The following is a 22211-nucleotide window of genomic DNA, read 5'->3' on the forward strand; positions in this document are numbered from 1 at the left end:
CACTATGGATATTATAGATACAATCATACAAACTGAGAAAACCCGGGAAAATGTTCGGAAAGCTATTCCTGTGCTTATTCATTGGGCACAGACTGGTCAGACAAACCACACCTATAGCGATCTGATTATCGTTTTAGGCAAAAATAGGTTCTCTGGAGTTGGGCATGTACTTGGGATGGTACAAGATGTTGTTGAGGCTTTAGCAAAGAAACTTGAAACCAAAATACCAACGTTAAATTCATTAATAAAAGACAAGAACACGGGACTGCCAGCAGCTGGATTCAGTTACGTAGAACCCAGCTACAATACATGGTCTGATGAGGGCAAGCGAATATTTGTGAAAGGGCTTGATGAGGAAGCGATCAACTACCCTCATTGGAATATGATCTTGGATGAGTTAGGACTATCGCCCTTATTGTCTTTTAGTCCAGAAGAGATAGACAAAATCAAGAATCCACAAAGATGTAGTTTTGGAGGGGAAAGCCCTGAACACAAGGCTCTAAAAGATTATGTAAAAAGTCATCCCTCTTGTTTGGGCGTCACAGAAATCATCAATGCTGATGTTGAACATATACTTCCGTCTGGAGATAGATTGGATGTCTATTTTGAGTGCATAGATGGTTCAAGGGTTGCTGTTGAAGTAAAGCCGTCAATATCTGACGATTCCGACATAACACGAGGTATATTCCAGTGCATCAAATATAAAGCTATACTTGAAGCATTAACCAAGGCAGACGGAACAAATGCTCCTGTAAAGGCAATTCTTGTCGTAAGAAGAGATTTCTCAGATCTTCATCAACGCTTAATTAACTTATTAGGCGTTGATGTTCAAATAATTGAACTGAATACGGAAGAAATATGAAGGCATTGACATATATTCGCAAAGGCCGGTTTGAGATAATCGAGAAGGATAAGCCTAAAGTCGTAGAGGCTACGGATGCTGTGGTGAGGGTGACTCTGAGCAGTATCTGTACCAGCGATTTGCATATCAAGCATGGGAGCGTGCCGAGGGCTGTGCCTGGCATTACTGTCGGGCATGAGATGGTCGGTGTGGTTGAGAGTGTCGGCGAGGCTGTCTCCAAAGCTAAGCCGGGCGACCGCGTGGTTGTGAATGTGGAGACGTTCTGCGGGGAGTGTTTCTTCTGCCAGCATGGGTGGGTAAATAATTGCACTGACCCGAATGGTGGTTGGGCGCTTGGCTGCCGGATTGACGGCGGACAGACGGAGTTTGTCCGCGTGCCGTTTGCTGACAATGGTCTGACAAAGATTCCGGATAATGTGAGCGATGAACAGGCTCTGTTTGTCGGTGACATTCTTGCCACCGGGTATTGGGCTGCAAAGATTTCGGAGATTGGCGAGGATGATACGGTGCTGATTATCGGTGCGGGACCGACCGGACTTTGCACTTTACAGTGCGTCCGGCTTTATGATCCGAAACGAATTATTGTCTGCGAGAAGGATGCGGTGCGTCAGGAATTTGTCAAGAGTCATTATTCTGATGTGGTCGTTGTCTCTCCGGAGGTGTGTCTGGAGAAAACGTTGCGGCTGTCGGAACATGGCGGTGCGGACCGCGTGATTGAGGTTGCCGGTGCGGAAGATACATTCCAGTTGGCTTGGCAAGCGGCTCGATCGAATGCAATTGTAACGGTTGTGGCTCTTTACGATAAGCCTCAGGTCTTACCGTTGCCGAATATGTATGGCAAGAATCTGACGTTCAAGACCGGTGGCGTTGATGGTTGCGACTGCGAAGAAATCCTGAAACTTATATCCGAAGGGAAGATTGACACGACCCCGCTGATAACCCATACCTTCCCCTTCTCGCAGATCGAGGAAGCCTACGATCTGTTTGAAAACCGCCGCGACAACGTTATTAAAGTGGCGATAACACCTCATTGACTTATGGAACGTTATAATGAATTTGAACAATATTTGAGGGCTACAGAACCGGGGCCAAAGGAACGCGCCGAACTGTGGCAGACGGCTATTGGGTTGCAAAAGGTTGACGGCCTTGAGGTATCTGACTATCTGGTTGATACCGCAAAAAGGCACATCGAGGGTGAAGTCAACATTGATGATGTTGACAAACTGATTACAACATATTATCAGAGTGAGGCTGCGCGTGAGATACCCGATGATGTGAAACAGGCGGATGAGGTGTCGAAGAATATTGTCCGTGTTCTTTCGGAGCAATCTTTCTCGTTCTCACTTCAGGGGTTGGCCGGGGTTCATCGTCGTATATTCAACGGTGTTATGAAACATGCCGGTGAATTCCGAAAATATAACGTGACAAAGAAAGAATGGGTCCTTGATGGTGCTACCGTTCTTTATGGCCCTTATGAAGATTTGACCCGCACTATTGAATACGACCTTGAACAGGAAAGACAGTTCAGTTACAGGGGATTATCGCAGTCACAAATTATTGAGCATCTGGTACGTTTTGTGTCGGACATATGGCAAATCCATCCATTCCCTGAAGGAAACACGCGTACTACCGCTGTATTCACCATCAAGTATCTGCGTTCGATGGGGTACTCGGTTGAGAATGATATGTTCAAGAGCCATTCGTGGTATTTCCGCAATGCGCTTGTCCGCGCCAACTACCGTAATGCCGTCAAGGGTGTAGAACCTACATATGAATATCTTATCCTTTTCTTCCGCAATCTTCTTCTCGGCGAAAACAACGAGCTGCGAAATCGTTATCTGCATATCAGATGGGATGAGGCAAAACATCATGATGACGTTTCGGAAACGTCACAACGTCACGATGACGTTTCCGGAGTAAAGTTAACTGAAAATGAAAAAGCTGTAATAGATGTGATGCAGCGAGACAACCATGTGTCTCTTGATAGAATTGTGGAAATCACAAAACTTTCTCGTAGCACCATAGATCGTATCATCCGTTCTCTGAAAGGGAAAGAGCTGCTTGAACGCCGAGGTGTCAAGAATTACCCGGAATGGATTGTTAAACGGCTTTTAAAGAGTTGAGGTATAGCAGAATCGAGTTGTTGCATTTTTTGCAACAACTTAAGATAAAGACGGTAGTAAAGTCGAGCGCAACATCACTAAGATTTATGAGGCAGATGAATTGGCTTCAGATTCAACTGTTGCATTTTTTGCACAAGTTCAAACTGAGGGAAAATGCCAAGTGGAGCAATTGAAGATGATCGTTCTGATATAGTATGTAAGGACTAAGCGTGTAGTTGTTTCCAAAATGGAAATAACTGCCGAGGATTTCTCGGTAGTTCAAATTTTTTGATGTTCCGAGTAACATTATCAACACAATTACACACTGGTGGGAGATTCAGTTTTCTAAGTCATCCATATCAGCATCGCTAGCCAACGTGTATAGAATAAAAACGCCACAACCGACTGTATTTAGGTAGCTAGTTGTGGCGTTGGATTGGATGTCAAGTATTATCGCTTTTGGCGTGGCTCTCGTTTGTTTGCTTGCTCTATTTGCCATTGTATCCGCTCACGGACTTGGTCGAATGACAAGGGCGTGAAGTTATTGTTGTCGACACCAACATCGAATTGTGTCGGGTAGAGATGTTGAAGCCGTCCGGCATCAATGCCAGTGTTTGAGGGCCGCGTATGCACATGTCCAAACAATTGCCATACATCAGTCTTGTATCCTCCCTCAAAACAGAGAAATGGATAGTGGCTGAGGTAGATTTTCTTTTTCCCTACCTCAATACGCATCTGCATGGCCACATGCTCAAAGCGATCGATAAATCCTTGACGTATATTCTTCAAGTCGTGGTTACCAAGAATCAGGTATATCCGTCCATTAAGCCTATCGAGCATTTGGGCCCATTCGGCTGCACCTCCAAGACAGAAATCTCCGAGATGAAATACGATGTCATCATTGCCGATCGTTCGGTTCCAGTTGGCTATCAATGTCTCGTTCATCTCTGCCGTATCCTTGAAAGGACGCTGGCAGTAGCGGATTATATTTGCGTGATTGAAGTGGGTGTCCGATGTAAAGAACACCCTACTTCCGTCGAATTTGAAGTTCATTGCTAAAGTTCTATTATGACATCACGCTTGAATGTTCCTTGCTCACCATGAAAGGTATAGCCAAGCTGGTTGCAGACACATTGCGTGTTGCCGATTGTCTTGCTTATGTTTCGGTGGGAATGCCCATATATCCAGTAGTCGATTCGGCTGTTGGCGATAAGATCGCCCAACTCAGAAGTGAACGCGCCGTTAATTGGACTACCTTTGAATTCATCGGCCATCAGTTCAAACGAAGGAACATGGTGGGTTGCGACAATGATATGCCGGGCATTACTGTGTTCAATGCTACGAGCAATAAACTCACGGCACCGCTCATGTTCCTCATTGAAACGCTGTGCGGATAATCGGAATTTACCGTTTCGAATTCGATGAAAATCCGTTACGCCGCGTTCTGTCAAATATTCATCACAGGGATGAATGTGCGACCAAAGAGTGGAAACAATCAGGTCTATTTCATCTGATAGAGCAACTACGCTGTTGTAACAAGCCTTTACATTATGGCGTATATTCAAACTCCATCCCTCTTGAAGTTCGTTTATGTCAAAGCTTTTGTATAACTCGTGATTGCCGGGGATGACGATTGTCTGCTGAAAATTGTCAGCACACCAATCCCAGAAGGGATGCCGACTATAATTTTCATCGCCAAGATAACCGATGTCACCGGCGAGTACCAGCACGTCACCGACCGGAATCAGAGGATTCTCTTTGAGCCATTGGCTATTCTCGTGGAACTCCAGATGGAGATCCGATGCATATTGTATTTTCATAATTCATCAAATTTTGAGTTGAAACCGACTCCGGGGAGAGTGCCGGAGTCGGAATTGGTTATACATTGTTTGGTTTTACTTCATGTTGTTTCTCCCAGTTCGTGTTGGCTATAACCTCCTCTCGCAGCTCATCGGGTATTCCCCAAAGAGCAATTTGACTGCCAACACCGTCACGCTGAAAATATCTGTATGCAGATGGGGTTATCTCCACGAGATCCGCCTCCTTCAAGACAGGCAATATTTTGTCGAGATTGCCATATTCAAGAATGATGCCATCATCATAGAGTTTCTCCGCTATGGTCAGATACTCATCGAGATTCCAATAGCTTGAAGTATCGATTATGAAGTGCCATTTACCGCTCGTTTTATCTTTTCGTACCCAAAGATGTACACGGGCATAAACTACATCAAGGCAATGAAAGGAGCTGTTTTCAGCTTTCCATTGGATGAAGTCCTCTTCGCAGTCGAGATTGAACTTTACAGCCTCACAACCTTTCGGGCTATACCATTCGAAGAGCTCCTTTGGAGATTTTTTCTCATCTTTTTCGGGATAGACAGCAAGATAACACTTTGCCCACAGATCCATATATGTGCGGAGTGTCAATCGGTCATATTCCATTGGTTGCGAGTTGGATTCAAGAACTTCTATTAGCTTGGGCCGATTGAACGCATCCATCCAACTTCCACCCAATATCTCATTCAGCCTACGTCTTGGGATAATACCGGTTCGCTTCTGATAAGGGAGATTCGCTTCCACGAACTCCATGTAGTTCTTTCCTCCGTCCCTGAGAATTTCATCGACGCATTGATCGATTGCCATTCGGATTTTTGCCATCACTTCGGAATAATCTTCTCTGAAAATAGATGAATCACCTTTGTCGTGAACATATCTCGCACTTCTGATATCCCAAAGATTATGATCACTGTCAATCAACATATAGTGAAAGTCGTTGACATACCCGACAGAGATACGATACCAAAGAGTATCCTCATTAACATACTCTTTCCACAACTTCAGATAGTCGTCATAGTCCTGGACATCACCACATGCCTTCATCTGTTCGTAATCACCCCAATCTTCAGGTTTTCCAGGGGCAACACGAAACCAAAGATATCGGACATTGTCATCACCCATTGGTTGGAGTCTTGACAACAACTCTTCGATTCTTCTCATTTCAGCGACAGTTTTAACATTGACAATTATGCCATTAGATGCCATCCGGCTTGTAGGAATCGAATGTATGTCATTGTATGTTAGAATATTCTTTTTCATTTTATTGGAGTTTTTGCGCCGGAGCGCGGTTGTTGTAAAGAGAAGAGAGAGGACATCGGCTTGTGTCCGCAGCTAATCGTGGTGGAGAAGGTTTTGATACCATTGGGACACAAAAAAACGACTGTCGGGAAGTTGGTATGGACTTTCCGACAGTCGTTGTATCTTGTAACCTGTAATTGTAGCGAGGTTAACTTATATCAGTTATAGAACTGAAACAAACGTGTCGGCAATATCCTGATGTGAGATATGTGGCGCAAGACGAAATCGGAGCACAAAGCATACCTTCAAAGCTTTTCAAGCCATGAATGTTACTGGTGCCTAATATGTTGCGATGTTGTCTTGCCATTTGTTTCGAGTTAAGTGGCCGCAAAGTTAATACTTTTTTACAAATCCACAAAATTAAATGTTCAAGCCCTGCATTTAAGTATGATATATTATACCTGACAGTTGTTTTCATGCAAATCCAAAGAAATATAATGAAGAAGTATATTATTCCATACTTTTATTTGGTTACTTATGGTTTTATGATTATCTTTGCAGAAAAGTATAGTATATTAGACTATGGAGCTGAAAGATTTGATGAAGGAGAGGCGCGAGGTGCTTTCGCTGACTCAGCAAGATCTGGCTGAGATGGCGCAGGTCGGTGTGGCCACTGTCAAGGATATAGAGCGTGGTCAAGGGAATCCGTCGCTAAGCACCATCAAGAAAATTCTGGATGTGCTTGGCATCGAGATTGAGTACAGGGTGCGTAAAACCATTTAATTCGGATTGAGGTATGAGAACTTTAGATGTTTATTATAATGAGACCAAGGCCGGAGTGCTGACGGAATTAAATCCGGGAGCCGATTATACGTTCAAGTATGAGCTGGAATATCTTTCTTCGGACTTGCCTCCAATTTCGGCAACCTTACCAAAGCAAGAGGGTGCTTTTGAATCTGATTCGCTATTTCCCTTTTTCTCCAATATGATTCCGGAAGGAGCAAACCGAGGAGTGATTTGCCGGACGCTCCGAATTGACGAGAAGGATTTTTTCGGGATTCTGTCGGCTATGGCTGACACGGATTTCATTGGTGCTATTAATATTAGAACTTCAAGACATGATTGATATAAAGAATTGCCCATCCTCTCTTCAAGAGGGATTTGATACATACAGTCCAAAGGCCTCCAAGCTGTTGTTTGGTGCCAACAGAATTTCTCCGATGCTGAATTTCAACATTGATGAATTCCGTAATGTCGGTGAGATTGTCGAGGCGATGCACCGAATATCCGTGTCCGGTGTGCAAGAAAAGTTTCCGGCTATAATTGAGAATGGGAAGATTCGCATTGCACAGGATGGAGAACGCTCCACCCATATTCTGAAACCGGCTCCGTGGGATAAGACTTTGCGCGAGCGCAAACAGATTCCGGCAAACGAGCATCTGACCATGCAGATTGCCTCGCAGGTCTACGGGATTATGACGGCAAGTAACGGTTTATGTTTCACACCCGATGGTCAAGCTGTATACATCACACGACGATTCGACATTTTGCCCGATGACAATAAAACACCAATGGAAGATTTCGCTTCGTTGGTAGGTAAGAATGAGCAGGTGATCGGAACACAGTTCAAATACAATGGCAGTTATGAGGATATTGCAAAGGCAATCCGTAGCAATGTCGCCGCATGGATGGTAGATATGGAGCGGTTTTTCACGCTTGTCGTGTTCAACTACATCTACGCCAATGGTGACGCGCATTTTAAAAACTTCTCGTTGATTCTTGATGGGCAGGATTACAGACTTGCTCCGGCGTATGACCTTTTGAACACGAGCCTACATGTAGATGGCGATGACCTCGGTCTTGACGGCGGCCTGTCGCCCGATATTGAGAAGAGCGATGTTTATGACCGCACCGGCCATCCTTGCAGACTCGACTTCGAGAGATTCGCGGCTAAAATCGGATTGGTCAGCAAACGAGCCAACAAAATCCTTGACCGCTCTATGACTCTCCCCGATGATGCCAGACAACTGATTGACCGTAGCTACCTCTCCGAAAAGATGAAGCGCAACTACATCCGCATCGTCAACGAACGCATCAGCCGCTTCACCCGCATCTCCGAGTAACATCGTCGGCAAAGTAACATCCCCCAATAGTGACTTGTTATAACCATTAAAACACTATGTCAAAAGCAAAACTGAAGAAACATCTACTGTCGCTCACAAAAGAACAGGTAGTCGATATAATGCTTGAACTGTATGGTGCAAGCAAGGAGGCCAATGCATGGTTGGAATTCTATCTTGAACCGAACAGCGATGCAGAGTTGGAGAAATATAAAAAAGCCATCCGTAGCCAATTCTACGGACGGAATGATTATCCGAAGGATCCGAGTTTCAGAGAATGCAACAAACTCATCACCGCTTTCAAGAAACTTGTTCCCGACCCTCATGCCATAGCCGACCTCATGCTATACTATGTAGAACAGGGGTGCAGCCTTACCGCTCAATTCGGAGATTACGAAGAACCATTCTACACCGCATTGGAAAACAATTTCAACAAGGCAGTCAAATTCATAGTGCAAAATGGTCTATTGACCGAATTTGCGCCAAGAATAAAGAGGATGATAGAGTCGGTAGAATGTTGTGGCTATGGATTTCCCGATACTCTTTGGGATATGTATTACGAATACGCCAACGAATAAAGCTACATTTAATGGAAAAGTATGTCAATATGAGAAGCCCTTTCACTGGAGGGAAAGTTAAGGAAGTATGCACGATGGAAGATGTGGAATTCCGGGGTGAGAATTTTCGTGTTCACGTCCGCTACTTCGTCTGCGAAGATACAGGCGAACAATTCACGACCACAGAGCAGGACACATTGCAATTCAACGACCTATATTCTCAGTATCGCATCCGCCATGGCATACCCTTTACCGAAGAGATCAAGGGACACAAACCATTGAATCACGCCAAATGCGGGAGCGTAGGGGGTAAGATTACGCCATAATGTCGCGATTACTCTCGTATTTTTATTAACTTTGTCGCGATAAACAATTCCTTTTCGCGGTCAAGACATTTTTCTAATAAGCCAAGTCTCCCTGCATGAAAATAACAAAAGAAGAATATGAGGCGGCACTCAGCCGAATTGTCGAACTGCTGCCATTGGTGACAGAAGACACTCCTGATGATGCCCCCAACTTGATTGAATTGTTGAAGGTCTCAAATATCGTTGAGGAGTACGAAGACGTCCATTACCCTATCCCGTAGATACAACAATCATATGATTAACAGCGTTAAAGATAGCAAATCAGTTGGCTGTCTGCTGAAATTTTATTAACTTCGCATAAGGTCAACGACCGCATGTCCGGAATAGGTGCCGCGCATGTTTTCGAGTCCGCAGACCGACAGCAGAAACACCCCGCTGGAGCCACTTGTACGGCTCTTGTACGGTTTAGACTCGTACATCATTGTAAATAAATGCTTTAACTGTTTCTGCATCGGCAAATGACCGGCAATTAAAGATAGGCAACTATAAGTATAGATAAGTATTAAGGCGTTCAGTTTGAGCGCCTTTTCTTGTGTCCGGCTGTCTGCAGTTTAATCGGTAGAACTCGTTTCTACCTGTTTTTTACTCCATTTTTGAACCACATTTGTTGCTCGTCCACGGTCGGAACAAGTCGCTCCTTCCTATTGTGGACACATGTATACAATGGGATACGTAGAAATACGTAGGAATACATAATCGGCTCCGTGAGCGGCTCAAAAAATGTTCAAAAATGGCAACCTCAACCATCAGAATCAAAAAAATCTGTGAGTGGTGCGGAAAGGAGTTTGAAGCTCAAAAATGCTCCACCCGCTTCTGCTGCAAGCGATGTGCGGAACACGCTTACAAAGACCGACAGAGACACAAACGAAAACAAGAGACTGAAGCGATGGTGATCGAAACAATCATCCGCCAAAGAGAAGAATCGGTAATTCATAGGGCGTATCTGTCAGTTCAAGAGACCGCTGACCTTATGGGAGTAAAACGAAATGCGGTCTATCAGCTCATTTATCATGGAAAGTTGAAAGCATACCGCCTCACTTCCCGCGTTACACGTATCAGTAGAATAGACATAGAGGAACTACTTAGCACAAGCCTCTATGTCAGGAAGTCCAAAGCCAAGTCCTCGGTATCTGATGAGAACGGCGAAGCAATCTCGGAGTTTTACACGACGAAAGAGATTATCACAAAGTTCGGGGTGAGCAATTCATGGGTGTTTGCTCAGGGTAAGGCTCACAATATTCCGAAGGTCTACCACCGGGGAAAGACACTTTGGAGCAAGACGCACTGCGACCGGGTGTTTGCAGCGAAGCCCGAACCGCCGAAAGATGATGACTGGATTTCATACTCTAATGTGCGGGCTGAGTACAATCTGACCCATGATCAGCTTCACAACTATGTGAAGTACCATGGTCTGCGCCGTAAGAAAGTCGGCAAGTATACCTATATATTGAAGTCGGAAATCGATGCGATTCTCCGTCCTCCAACGCTGAAATGAGGCAGGTTATCGGTTATCCGCAGGTTAACAGTCTAATAACTTGATAACCGGGAGATAACCAGTGAACTTCGCCGAAACAAATCATTCAAAAACAAAATTCGTATGGATATATGCACTAAAGTCGCCTTGCGGCAGCGTCTTCTTGAATCGGGTAAGATCACGTTGTACTTTGACTACTATCCACCAATCCGAAACCCGAAAACAAACAAGATGCAGCGCCATGAGTATCTTGGAATCTACCTGTATGGCAACCCGACCAACAAGGTGCAGCGCGACTTCAACCAGGCGATGCTTGAGAAAGGGGAACTTCTGCGCTGTCGCCGTCAGGAACAGGTGATTAACTGGAAAAACTCAGTGAATTTGCCCCCCGGTTGACCAGATAAATTGCCCCCCGGAAAAAGACTTTACGGGAGTTGGCAAAAGGAGTTTTTGAGCTATATTGTATGTTAAATAATATTAAACATACGACTGATGGCAAATCGAAAACTGAGCATGAACAAATTAAGACAGGTGCTCCGATGCCACGCCAACGGCAACGGAGCCAAGAGTATCAGCAACCTGACGGGCATAGCGCGCAACACGGTGCGTAAATACCTCCGGCGGTTTATGGAGCTGAACCGTGGCATCGAGGATCTTCTGAAACTGGAGGATCCGGATCTGAATGAGATTTTCGGAGTGAGAGCGGTCGGTTCGGAACCCGTGTCAAGCCGCCATCAGGAGCTTATGGGACTTATGCCTGATTATGTCAGACGTCTGAAAAAGAGAGGTATGACGCGGCAGAAGCTGTATGACGACTATATCGGGAGTCACCCGGGAGGCTATTCCCGGTCGACGTTCAGCCGTCTGATGCGTCTGTATGTGGCGCAGATGCACCCTATAGCGCATCTGGAACACAAGGCCGGCGACAAGATGTATGTCGATTACGCAGGCGACCGTCTGGAGCTGGTCGACCGTGACAGCGGCGGGATCATCGCCGTGGAGGTGTTCGTGGCCATACTGCCTTGCTCACAGCTTACATATGTTGAGGCCGTGATGAGCCAGCGCAAGGAGGACTTCATACGGTGCTGTGAGAATGCGCTTCATTTTTATGGCGGGGCACCGGCGGCCATCGTGCCAGACAATCTCAAGGCTGCCGTAAAGAAGGCAAGCCGTTACGAGGCGGAGCTCAATGAGGATTACGCGGCCTTCGCCGAGCATCACGGTTGCGCAGTCATACCGGCACGCGTGCGCAAGCCGCGCGACAAGGCCCTGGTGGAGGGCGCCGTCAAGCTCATCTACCGCAGCATCTACCCGTTGGTGCGACAGCGCACTCATCATGATCTTGTGTCGCTGAACGCCGCTATCCGTACGGCGCTGGAGCTTCACAACAACGCCCGCATGAGCGGACGCCCTTACAGCCGCCGCGAGCAGTTCGAGGATCTGGAGCGCATGTACCTGCGCCCGTTAAATCCCATAAGGTTCGAGCTGAAGGAACGGCATACCGCCACGGTACAGCGCAACGGGCACGTACGCCTTGACCGCCACTACTACAGCGTGCCCCACCGTCTTATCGGCCGCAAGGTCAACATACTGTATGACTCACGTACGGTTGAGATATACTGCGGCGGAGACCGCGTGGCCGTACATCCCAGAGGATGGCGCCCGTACGGGTATACCACGGAGCCGAATCACCTTGCCTCGGCCCACCGGGACCTGAGCGGATGGAGCGTCGAGGGCTTCCTGAGGCAGGGGGCACGCATACATGCCGACGTAGAGGACTTCCTGCGGCATGTCATAGAGTCAAAGACCCATCCCGAACAGGCCTACAAATCCTGCAAGGGCATACTGTCGTTCGCATCCAGGGTCGGCAACGACCGCCTGGTCAGGGCCTGCCGCAGGGCCGCATCCTCCGGACTCTACAACTACAGCGCCGTCGACTCGATACTGCGCAGCCGTCATGACTGCCTCGATGACGACACCCTTCCCGGTCAAGAGTGCGAGGAGAGCGCCCAGATGCCCCGGCATGCAAACATACGCGGGAAGGAATACTTCAGGTAACATATCAATCCAACAATACATACAACAATGGAAATGAACCAACAGACACTCGCCCGGATGTCGCAGATGCGGCTGCTGGGCATGCACGCGGCCTTCCGCACATCAATGGAATCGTTCAAAAGCGAAGGCATGACAACAGACCAGTTCGTGGCGTGGCTCGTGGAAAATGAATGGGACGACCGCACCAACCGGCTTATACAGCGCCTGCAGAAACAGGCCTCGTTCCGTTACCGCGCCTCAATCGAGGAGATAGACTACTCCCTTGAGCGCGGCCTTGACCGGAACCTGCTGATGCGGCTCTCCGAGATGACCTTCGTCACCGAGCCACGCGACATCTTCATCACCGGCAGTGCCGGCACCGGCAAAAGCTACATAGCAACCGCTCTGGGCTACCGGGCATGCCAGAAAGTCACTATGTTTGCATCAGATTAGCTGACGGGGCGCTCAACGGGGGCTGTCTGCCCCCTTGCCGCTAAGGCTTTCCCCCGAGAGGAGTGAGGAGAAAAGATAGACGTAAGGGCAATTGCATGTAAATTTGTAAAAGCAAAATACATTAACAGCAAAACCGATACGTCTATGGTACAAAGTAACAAAAAAGATTTCAGCGGACAAAATATCTCTATTGGTATTGACGTCCATCTGAGAACATGGAGTGTCACGGTGCTCACCCCCTCTGGTTTTATGCGCACTCATACTCAAAAGGCTTCGGCCAAAGAGCTCTTTGAACATTTGAACAAGCATTATCCTAACGGTAGCTACCATGCAGCCTACGAGACGGGGTTTTCTGGCTTCTCGACCTATTATGCCCTGACTGAGCTTGGTATAAAATGCACCGTGGTACATGCGGCTGACGTTCCGACCACCCAGAAGGAAAAGGTCTCGAAGTCAGACCCGGTGGATTCAAAAAAGCTGGCCAAAGCCCTTATGCGCGGCGAGCTCGGCAGTGTGTACATTCACTCGAAGGACAGCCTCGACGACCGTGCGCTGGTACGCCACCGCGCCACTATTGTGAAGCTTTCCGGCGGCATAAAATCCAGAATCAAGCATCTGCTGTACAACAACGGCGTGGAGTACCCCGAAGAATATTTCCGAAGCAACCGCCACTGGACAAGAAGTTTCATAACGTGGTTGCAGAATGACGTGCGGTTGCTCTCCGACACCCGGGTCTCGCTTGACCTGCTCATTGCCGAGGTACTCCATTACAGGGAACGCCTCCTTGATGTGAACCGCAGATTGCGCTCGCTGGCGCGCAGCGACAGGTATGCCGAGAAATACGGCATCCTGATGTCGGTTCCCGGCATTGGTTCGACAATTGCCATGAGCCTGCTTACCGAGATTGATGACATCGGTCGCTTCAGTAACCAGCGCCAGTTCGCATCGTTCCTCGGACTCGTGCCGATGATGTCATCAAGCGGCGACAAGGAATACGTCGGTGAGAAGACTTTCCGGGGAAACAAATTCCTCGGTCCAAAAATAGTCGAGGCCTCATGGATAGCCATACGGCACGACGCGGAACTCTCCGCAAAGTTCGGCGCATTGTGCACCCGCGGAATGAAGTCGCAGGAAGCCATAATCCGGATAGCCCGCAAGCTCTCCAACATAATATTTTCCGTACTGAAATCAAACCGCAGATATGAATGCCGTTAGATAATGCGACACACAAAAGTCTTATAGGCAAATACAGTAAGACGGCTACTCTCGCCTCCTTGATGAGCCTTGGCTGCATCTAAAAGAAAGGTTGTGGCGTCTTTCCTATTATGCTGAATAAGTAAACTGTCAGCCCGATGGGGCGTGACTGATAGAAGTTTGCCTGATAGGACTTTTTTTACTACAAGGCATTTCGGGCTCTAACCGATTGCCGGTTATTTGATTGGGGCAGAGGCCTCGATCATGACTCTTTTGTGCCTACACAATCGGCACAGAAACATAAGCAATTGATTTTTAACGTTAATCTTTTCTAAATCTCAACGAGAATTTTGGAATACAACATAGAAGGGATGCGCGTGCTATACGCCAGCACAGCACGCCTGATGGGCCAGCTGAAGGCCGCAAAGGCAAAAGGCACGATTCTTACCGAACTGAAAAGGATCGAGCGTACCGACCTTCTCATCCTTGATGACTTCGGCATACATCCCTTCGATGCCGCCGCGCGATCCTCACTGATGGACATAATCGAGGACCGGCACGGACGACGGGCCACCATCATCACCTCCCAGGTTCCCGTATGCGACTGGCATGACGTGATCGGAGAGAAGACGATCGCCGATGCGATCCTCGACAGGATCGTGCACCACTCGATAAGGATAGAGCTCTTCGGAGAGTCCATCCGCAAGTTGCAGAATAAAATCAAATGATTATTTTTGTAAATAAATCTTAATTATCAACACGCCATCAGAATCCCCCAGACCCTATTGTCAACCCCTGTAAAAACTGTCCAAAAATCACAGGTTATCAATGGGGGTCAATTTAAATAATCCATAGGGGGTCAATTTGTTGAGAATATCCAATTGAAGTAAGAGTCGAAAGATATTTAAAGTTCCAGTCATAATCTTCATTTTTAAGAATTGAAACGACCAAATCCTCCCAATTGTTGAAATCCTTAGTTATATTCCTGTCCCATCTTAAGATTCTGTTCAGAGCTTTTGATGAGGAAAGAGCATCCCAATCTACATAAATACCATACTCTTGATAATCTTGCAAATATGGTTCGATTTCAAAATCAGGACGATTATAAACATCGCTATAGTTCCAATCAAATCTAACAGACCTCAAAGACAAGTTGCTCTGTAAAGCTATTATATCTTTTGTTGAATAACGTTTTGTGAGCAATGCCCACAATTGTGCATTATCCTCGATTTGAGATAGAATGACGGAAATCTGAATTCTTATGCCTTCGTCAGCAAGATCTTCGTCCGTAAGAATTGTTTGTAGCAGAGACTCCCAATCCCAGTAATCATAGTACTCGTGAAGGTTCGATAATAAAAACTCGTGTTCTGCACGTGAAGTAATACATTTCCAATTCCATCTGTCAACATACAATGACAGATTATCTTGAATTCTTACTATATCAAGATGCTCTGACAAATAGTCCCAATCCAGTTTGTTCACCCAACGGTCATTACCTAACTGAGTGATATGCATACTTTCACAGAATCGTTTTGTCAGAACCTTCCAGTCCCATTTCTCATCATTAAAGTTCTTACGAATTATGCCTTCTGAAACCTTTTCTGTTACCAATGACCATAGTGCCTTAGCGGATGCAATCGTCTTGAAGGATGAATCCTCATACAATTGGTCAACATAATCTTCTCTCAAGTTAGCTATTACCACATCAAGAGCAAGAAGTGTCATGTGTTTCTTGATGAATTCAATATCGTTCAGGACAATATCTCTGCGAGACAATTGCGACCACGACCATTTGAAATCAATATTTGAATCAATGATATGACACTCTGTAACTGAAGCAGAAATGTGATTTAGCTAACGCTAAAATCCTTTTCTTTATAATGTTCAAAGAACTCAGAGTTCTATACGATATTAGGATTACATTCAAGACCAACTGCATAATTGGTAGACTTCCATGTGATAAAGCCCATTTTTTCATGCCAATCAATCAATTCTATTGACCATTGATAATCAGCCTTGTTTGCATTGTAGTTTGTAGAAAGACGTTCTTTACTCTCAATGACAGCAAAAGCGAACGCACTGGATTCGCAGTATGAATGAACCCAACTATTATCAGAGAATGCACGAGGCATCACATCCTCAACATATAGATATTTGCCTAATGCTGATATATTGGTTAAAATGAATCCGAGTTCCGCATTCAAAGAAAGCAATTTCCAGTCCCATTTGCGGTCTGGATAAGTACAAATCGACTCTGGATGCAGAAATAAGTATTTTTCCGTTTGCGAATACATAACAAACGGAATGGTATCAATATATTGAAGGACGAACTCGTCGTCCAATTGAGGTATCAATGTTTCCCAGTCCCAATCTATAGTATCATTGTGGAGTTCTGGAATAACAATAATTCTCTTGACAAAATCTATACTACGATTTGCAGATAGAGATTCAAAGTCCCATGGATACTCTGTGGCATTCTCAACAATAAAATTATTATCAAGCCTTTCCGAGATGATAATCCAGTCTAATGATTCCTCGTATTGTTTAAGGTTTGGCTTTAACGATTCTGTCGGACATACCGAGGAAATTTTTGACCATTGGGCTCCATTGGCAACTTTTGCAATGCTGTCAAACAGTTTCTTGTCGTTCCAATCTAAATACTCACTTTCAAGGAAATCATCCAATGACCATACATCCATATAAGGACACAGAGACTGGTAAGTCAATCTCATACGACTTTCTCTAACCAGATGTAGGTATTCTCCTATATGAATTTTGTCACGAATGTACTGAGCATTACAGTTGTTGAACAACAAGTCGTTAGCTTTCAACGAGACTTCATCTTGATAGAAAACTATCGGGTACTTTTGACCATTATATTCATATAATCTGAAATCAACATAAACCTCACCCATTCTTGCATCAGTTGATGCTTCAGCTCTGAAAACCGAAGTACTATCATCTGATTGCAATAACAGACGCGCCACAAGTTCCTCTGGAGTGCCATACAACTCTTCTTCAATTGTATTGTTATTGAAATCTTCATAAGGCAACAATTTGCTTCCTTGAATTTTCGATACGATACCAAGAGAGTCTCTGAAAGGGAAATACAGGAATTCCTTTTCTGTCTTTTGAGCCAAGTCAAAGCATTCGTTCAATAGCTGTGCCCCCGTATAGAATTCGTATTTAATACCTTTCTTAAGAGCCAATTCTCCTAATGGTGTAACAGAAACCTTATGATCGACATTACTAATCAATGCGAACTTTGTCAGTTCAGATAGGATTCCACCAAAGATAGATACCTCTCCGACATCTTTGTATCTTTTTGGAGTCACTTCAAAATCATCCTGAACGTTAAATCCAAGAATACCAGCTAACGTGTTCTCATAGATAGAACCACCGTTATATTTTATGGTCATCAGTAGAACCTTATCCAACTTGGTCAGTTCAACTGCTTTATAGTAGGTAATATAACATGCCGTCTTGTTCAATCTCCACAAACGGAAATTAGAATCGGTGGAACGTGAAGCATAAACGAGCTTACCTTTATTGATAATTTCTTTATAGTCCATATTCCTCAGCTGTTAAAATTTTACCATTTTCATGATTGAATACTGTATTGTACACATTATCATAAATTGCCTTTGTTCTAAAGAGTTGGCTGTCACCAACGATTATCAGCAAACGTTTTGCACGTGACAAAGCAACATTCAATCGGTTTGGAGATTGAGCAAAGCCAAGATCTTCCTGCTTTGTATAACTATCTTCTCCATATTTCGTATAATTCGGCTTTTGCCCTTTCTCTGTTTGGAGGCAGTGGCTTCTTACCATTGATACGATGATAATATTGCGTTCCATTCCCTGGAATCTATCTACAGTACTAACTCTTATAGGCATCTCGTCAGGGTTGAATTCTCTTGCCATTTCCATGAGCAGTCGCAATTGCTTACCATAGAATGAAATCAAGCCAATCTGCTTGTCTTCAACACTGCTCCAGCTATTATTATACTCATGGAATGAATCCGAGTCGTTCAACTCACGAAGCAATTTGCGAATAATCTCAACCTCTCCATAATTTACTCTTGACGTACCATCAAGCATTTCTGGAGAAGAAGAATCAATCCACAACACATGAACATCGGGATCAATAGGACCTGCTGTGATACCATGGAATCGTGATGCTAGGTTATTGATATAGTCAGGGTCATTGATTCCCAAATCCTTTGGATACACCAAACCGCACTCCAAACCACCTTCGTCCTTATAGAATTGTTTTATTACTTCATTGATAGCAGGATGCATTCTGAACTGATAGTTGAAAAAACCTTTGAGCTTTTCATCTATCTGATTGTACAATCGCTCAAAATGCGAAATTTCAAGAACATTGAAGTTTTTAAGGACAAAACTCTTCAGTTCTTTTATTCGCTGCAATTCAGTATTGTCCTTCTCGTGTTTGATCAGATAATCAAAGGAATTAGTGAATGATTCTCTTGAGATCATTGGAGGCAACTGCCTATGGTCACCAATGATAATATTCTTCTTTCCATAAATCAGAGGCAGGGACAATTCCGCTGGCGTTGCCTTACTTGACTCATCCTGAATTACAACATCAAATCTAATTTTAGGATTGTACTCGTTATCTCTTTGTGAGAAAATACTTCTATAAATCTTATAGAATGCAGTCGGAACAAATTTGTTCTTCTTACTCTGAGTAGCTATGTTTTCAGTAAAGATTATGTTCTTCTGTCCAATTGAGCTACATGTTGCACCTATCACATTACAGTTTGCAATGTAGTTGTCAAAGAATAGTCCTTTAAGATTGTCTGTAGGATTTATTAGCAGATCCTCCCATAGCTCTTGAGCTTCTTCTGGCATACTGTCCTTATCCATTCTTCTACTGATGTTCTCCATCCAATTCAGAAGGATTAACTTTTCAGGCGCTTCATAAACAGTATCTTCTACAGTTGTAGCGTCATCATCGTCGTCATCATCGTCAATGTCAAAAGACTTCATCTTTGCTGTAATGTCTTCTCCTTTTGCCCAGCGGTACATGGCAGAATATGAAAACTGAAGCCCTTCTGTTTCCAGACGCGACTCATCACCTATGCGTATTGGCTTAACCAAATTGTGATATGGATTCACGACTCTATCGATAGCATTATCAACAGCAAGATTCGTTTCTGACGTTAGCAGAATCCTTGTATTCTGATTTTCACGTACATGTTGCCAAATAAGCTCGGCAATAGCCGTTGACTTTCCAGAACCCGGAGGACCTTGGATTAGTGACAAGTCGGAAGCAAGAATTGCCTTTGCAATAGCCACTTTTTGTGGCTCATTATTGGCTATCCTTTTATTCAGAAGGTGTTTGTCTACTTCTTGTAGTTCTAATTTGATATTCTCTTCATAATCCTTAATACTTGCAGCTTTAGAAGCATCAAAGATGAAAGTACCAAGTGAGGAATTCTCTACGTCACGACCTTCTACGATTCGGTTCAACGATTCTTTCAAACGTGCCAGCTTCTCCAAATCGCCAGAAAGGTCTGGAGTTATTTCGGTGACATCAGTTTCATCAAACAATTGCTTGGTAACTTCATAAAAATCACCAGATATATCTAAGACCAATTCCGGGTAGCTTGCAGTTCTTATCAGTTTTCCGATTTTCAGTTCTCCAACTGTAAAATCAGCACCTTTGAGTTCACGTGCTGCATCCAGCCTATCTTCGTCTCTGCTGGCAATATCATTGAAATATACCAGTTTAACTTTATCAGAAGGCACTTCTGATATTGTACACAAATATCTGGATTGGTCAAATGTCTGTAGTTTATGGGTTAACTGAGTCTTAAACGTCAACAGGTCTTCAATTTTCTGGAATTCACGCGAAAAGACAAGTTCTGTTCCCTTCTTCTTCAGTTCAAGATGCAAATCATCAGATAAATCATGAAGTTGATTCATGACTTCTGTCATGTCTGCTTTTCTATATTGAACGTCGAAGTTGCACTTATGACCGTTCTTGAACAAGCCAAAATCAACAAACGGATAGTCTCTGCTCAACTCAGTAAGAAGCTCGGTTAGGCTTTTTTCCTTCCAATTGAAATCTATACCAATTGAAGTACCCTTTGACGATACAGAATGCTCAATTGACGGCTTAAACGATACGTGTAAGTCATCATTGAACTTATCAAGTTCTTCTACCGTTGCCCAATCTCTATTCTCACGGTACTTGTAATAGTACTTCTCTGTGTAATCATAATTATTCTGACCAAACAATCTTTTCATCAGTTTATTCCAGAGATAGAAATCAAAGTTAAAATCGGTAGTATCCTTCGTATTAAAGAACTCTGACGATGTCATATAAGTAATATCCGAAACGTCATCACCGTCGTCTTCTACACTCAAAACGTCATCTGTAATCTCTTTTACATCTTCTTGCAGCTTAGGAAGTTTTACATTCTTACAGAAGGTAATTGTATTGCCATTTAATTTAGGCAGTCCAAGCTTGTTTGCTTGCCAATCATAACTGTTAAGAGCATCCGCATGAATGATAAAGGTAAATTCCACCTTACACATTTGCAATTCAAACACAGGCTTTATCTTATCCAAGAATTTTTGAGTAAAATATCCACCTTCTACAGACACTTGCTTGTCTATATTTACACCTGTGCTTCTTTTCTTCCTGTTATTCTTGAATGTTTCTATGTTATTCAGTTTGAGACTAGGACATATTTTTTCCAAATAAACGATTATGCTTGGGTACGTAGGAATGATAGCTGATGCTCTATCAGGTAAAGCCAGTTGAAGGCTATTGAATTCTTCATTATCCTTCAGTCTGTTTAACTCTTCAATGGATATTTGCAGGCGATTGTTCTTGTCGAAATCATATTCTACTTCCAGTTTATCCAGCAACTGTTTTACACCAGTAAACTGAGCACGTCTATCAACAATGCTACCATCAACTACAGGGTAGTAAGTGAACGTGACATACTCTTTGTTGGCTTTCGTACTAATTCTGGCTTTCGCAGATTCATCTAATTTCTGCCAGTTGGAAATAGGTGCAAGGACATATCCATCTTCAAAATGACATTCATCATAATCAATGTCCAAACTATCAGCTATCTGCTGTTGCAATTCCTCTGTATTATCTGTGGTATCGACTTTGACAAGAAGTTTCTCATTGATAATAGTAGTAGCTTCTGGCACAATGGCAATAGGAGCAGTTCGTTGCCGAAGAATCTGTTCCTGTACTTCTGTATGTTTCTGCCATATTTCCTTAAGCAAAGTCTTATCCGCAGTTTTCTTTGCCAGATTCTCTTCTACTACGGCTCTTCTGCTTACAACAACATTGCGGTAGTCCTTATTTATCTTTACAACTTTAACATCAATTGTCTGCCCCACAAAAGTTTCTAAATCCGCCCTAACTATATCTGTCTGAGAACCTGGCATAAATGCTTCTATTCCGAAGACATCCACTATTGTGCCACCCTTTGTACGACATTCAACGTATGCTTTTACCGTCGCATTATTGGCAAGTGCCTCATTAACCTTTACCCACGCTTTTGTAGCTCTTGCTTTCTTGTGTGACAGAATCAACTGGCCAAGACGATCGCTCTTTGATTCTATATACACATCAACAGTATCACCAACCTTAAGGTCTGGATTGTATCTGAATTCGCTTGCCGGTATGATGCCGTCATTACTATAACCGATATTGACTACAATTTCGCGCTCGTTTATGGAAATAACAATACCAGAGACCACCATACGCTCTGCATCATCTGTAGTCTCTTCATTTGACTCTTCCTCAGATTGTGATGAAGCCGCATCTTCAAAAACGTCCCAATCAAACTCTTCTAATGGATTCATCTTTGCCATATTTTTATTCTATTGTAGAATATAAATCTTTGATTCAAAGTAATTACTCACCCATCCGGTCGGGTGGGCTGCGTCAGAAGTCTGGTATAAAAAGCACGTCATTACG

Annotated in this window: 20 protein-coding genes and 1 pseudogene; 14 read left to right on the forward strand and 7 right to left on the reverse strand. The window is 44.2% G+C overall.

Annotated features, from left to right (window positions below; genetic code table 11):
• Positions 1–4 precede the first annotated feature (4 nt).
• Genes NF347_RS08155 through NF347_RS08165 form a run of 3 tightly spaced genes read left to right on the forward strand, consistent with a single transcriptional unit; the run spans position 5 to position 2985 of the window.
• Positions 5–862, forward strand: a complete 858-nt coding sequence (locus NF347_RS08155; RefSeq protein ID WP_107036499.1) for a hypothetical protein — start codon at positions 5–7, stop codon at positions 860–862.
• Positions 859–1896, forward strand: a complete 1038-nt coding sequence (locus tag NF347_RS08160; protein ID WP_107036500.1) for an alcohol dehydrogenase — start codon at positions 859–861, stop codon at positions 1894–1896. Before NF347_RS08155 ends, NF347_RS08160 begins: the two co-directional genes overlap by 4 nt.
• 3 nt (positions 1897–1899) lie before the next feature.
• The gene (locus tag NF347_RS08165) at positions 1900–2985 is read left to right on the forward strand and encodes a Fic family protein (RefSeq protein ID WP_107036501.1); all 1086 of its coding nucleotides are present in this window, start codon (positions 1900–1902) and stop codon (positions 2983–2985) included.
• Between the two features lie 429 nt (positions 2986–3414).
• On the opposite strand, the gene NF347_RS08170 is transcribed toward NF347_RS08165, so the two are convergent.
• From NF347_RS08170 to NF347_RS08180, 3 genes are read right to left on the reverse strand one after another with little or no spacing between them, the layout of a single operon-like run.
• Positions 3415–4017 (reverse strand): metallophosphoesterase, encoded by a 603-nt coding sequence (locus tag NF347_RS08170; RefSeq protein ID WP_107036502.1) that lies wholly within the window; start codon positions 4015–4017, stop codon positions 3415–3417.
• A 2-nt stretch (positions 4018–4019) separates the two neighbouring features.
• Complete coding sequence (locus tag NF347_RS08175) at positions 4020–4784, reverse strand: metallophosphoesterase (RefSeq protein ID WP_107036503.1); 765 nt, start codon at positions 4782–4784, stop codon at positions 4020–4022.
• Positions 4785–4842: 58 nt separating this feature from the next.
• Positions 4843–6057 (reverse strand): hypothetical protein, encoded by a 1215-nt coding sequence (locus tag NF347_RS08180; protein WP_107036504.1) that lies wholly within the window; start codon positions 6055–6057, stop codon positions 4843–4845.
• Between the two features lie 561 nt (positions 6058–6618).
• Here NF347_RS08180 and NF347_RS08185 point away from each other — a divergent pair.
• The 5 genes from NF347_RS08185 (at position 6619) to NF347_RS08205 (ending at position 9299) form a co-directional block, all read left to right on the forward strand.
• Positions 6619–6819, forward strand: a complete 201-nt coding sequence (locus tag NF347_RS08185; protein ID WP_107036505.1) for a helix-turn-helix transcriptional regulator — start codon at positions 6619–6621, stop codon at positions 6817–6819.
• A 13-nt stretch (positions 6820–6832) separates the two neighbouring features.
• Positions 6833–7162, forward strand: a complete 330-nt coding sequence (locus NF347_RS08190; RefSeq protein ID WP_107036506.1) for a HipA N-terminal domain-containing protein — start codon at positions 6833–6835, stop codon at positions 7160–7162.
• Positions 7155–8159 (forward strand): HipA domain-containing protein, encoded by a 1005-nt coding sequence (locus NF347_RS08195; RefSeq protein ID WP_107036507.1) that lies wholly within the window; start codon positions 7155–7157, stop codon positions 8157–8159. Before NF347_RS08190 ends, NF347_RS08195 begins: the two co-directional genes overlap by 8 nt.
• A 56-nt stretch (positions 8160–8215) precedes the next feature.
• Positions 8216–8734 (forward strand): DUF6155 family protein, encoded by a 519-nt coding sequence (locus NF347_RS08200; protein WP_107036508.1) that lies wholly within the window; start codon positions 8216–8218, stop codon positions 8732–8734.
• Between the two features lie 400 nt (positions 8735–9134).
• The gene (locus NF347_RS08205) at positions 9135–9299 is read left to right on the forward strand and encodes a hypothetical protein (RefSeq protein WP_161553902.1); all 165 of its coding nucleotides are present in this window, start codon (positions 9135–9137) and stop codon (positions 9297–9299) included.
• Positions 9300–9817: 518 nt separating this feature from the next.
• Here NF347_RS08205 and NF347_RS08210 read toward each other — a convergent pair.
• Positions 9818–10012, reverse strand: coding sequence for a hypothetical protein (locus tag NF347_RS08210; protein ID WP_133165747.1), 195 nt, complete (start codon positions 10010–10012; stop codon positions 9818–9820).
• On the opposite strand from NF347_RS08210, the gene NF347_RS08215 reads away from it, so the two are divergent.
• The 6 genes and pseudogenes from NF347_RS08215 to NF347_RS08240 form a co-directional block, all read left to right on the forward strand.
• Complete coding sequence (locus NF347_RS08215) at positions 9965–10573, forward strand: helix-turn-helix domain-containing protein (RefSeq protein WP_306254338.1); 609 nt, start codon at positions 9965–9967, stop codon at positions 10571–10573. The two genes, NF347_RS08210 and NF347_RS08215, sit on opposite strands and share 48 nt — an antisense overlap.
• Before the next feature lie 102 nt (positions 10574–10675).
• Positions 10676–10948, forward strand: coding sequence for a hypothetical protein (locus NF347_RS08220; protein ID WP_107036511.1), 273 nt, complete (start codon positions 10676–10678; stop codon positions 10946–10948).
• 117 nt (positions 10949–11065) lie between these two features.
• The gene (gene istA, locus NF347_RS08225; RefSeq protein ID WP_237613085.1) at positions 11066–12610 is read left to right on the forward strand and encodes an IS21 family transposase; all 1545 of its coding nucleotides are present in this window, start codon (positions 11066–11068) and stop codon (positions 12608–12610) included.
• A 27-nt stretch (positions 12611–12637) separates the two neighbouring features.
• Entirely contained in the window at positions 12638–13042 is a 405-nt protein-coding gene (locus tag NF347_RS08230) for an ATP-binding protein (RefSeq protein ID WP_290382349.1), read from the forward strand.
• A 144-nt stretch (positions 13043–13186) separates the two neighbouring features.
• On the forward strand, positions 13187–14257 hold the full coding sequence (locus NF347_RS08235; protein ID WP_055301324.1) for an IS110 family RNA-guided transposase: 1071 nt from the start codon (positions 13187–13189) through the stop codon (positions 14255–14257).
• A 344-nt stretch (positions 14258–14601) separates the two neighbouring features.
• A pseudogene (locus tag NF347_RS08240) lies at positions 14602–14964 on the forward strand (ATP-binding protein); the annotation flags it as partial.
• Between the two features lie 112 nt (positions 14965–15076).
• Here NF347_RS08240 and NF347_RS08245 read toward each other — a convergent pair.
• From NF347_RS08245 to NF347_RS08255, 3 genes are all read right to left on the reverse strand, one after another.
• Positions 15077–15961, reverse strand: coding sequence for a hypothetical protein (locus tag NF347_RS08245; protein ID WP_133166460.1), 885 nt, complete (start codon positions 15959–15961; stop codon positions 15077–15079).
• 176 nt (positions 15962–16137) lie between these two features.
• Positions 16138–17808 carry a hypothetical protein gene (locus tag NF347_RS08250; protein ID WP_107037006.1) on the reverse strand — a complete coding sequence of 557 codons (1671 nt, stop codon included), beginning with the start codon at positions 17806–17808 and terminating at the stop codon, positions 16138–16140.
• Positions 17798–22105, reverse strand: coding sequence for an AAA domain-containing protein (locus NF347_RS08255; protein ID WP_107037007.1), 4308 nt, complete (start codon positions 22103–22105; stop codon positions 17798–17800). The genes NF347_RS08250 and NF347_RS08255 overlap by 11 nt, the downstream gene beginning before the upstream one ends.
• Between the last annotated feature and the right edge of the window lie 106 nt (positions 22106–22211).

This window comes from Paramuribaculum intestinale, assembly GCF_030759015.1.
Taxonomy (GTDB): domain Bacteria; phylum Bacteroidota; class Bacteroidia; order Bacteroidales; family Muribaculaceae; genus Paramuribaculum; species Paramuribaculum intestinale.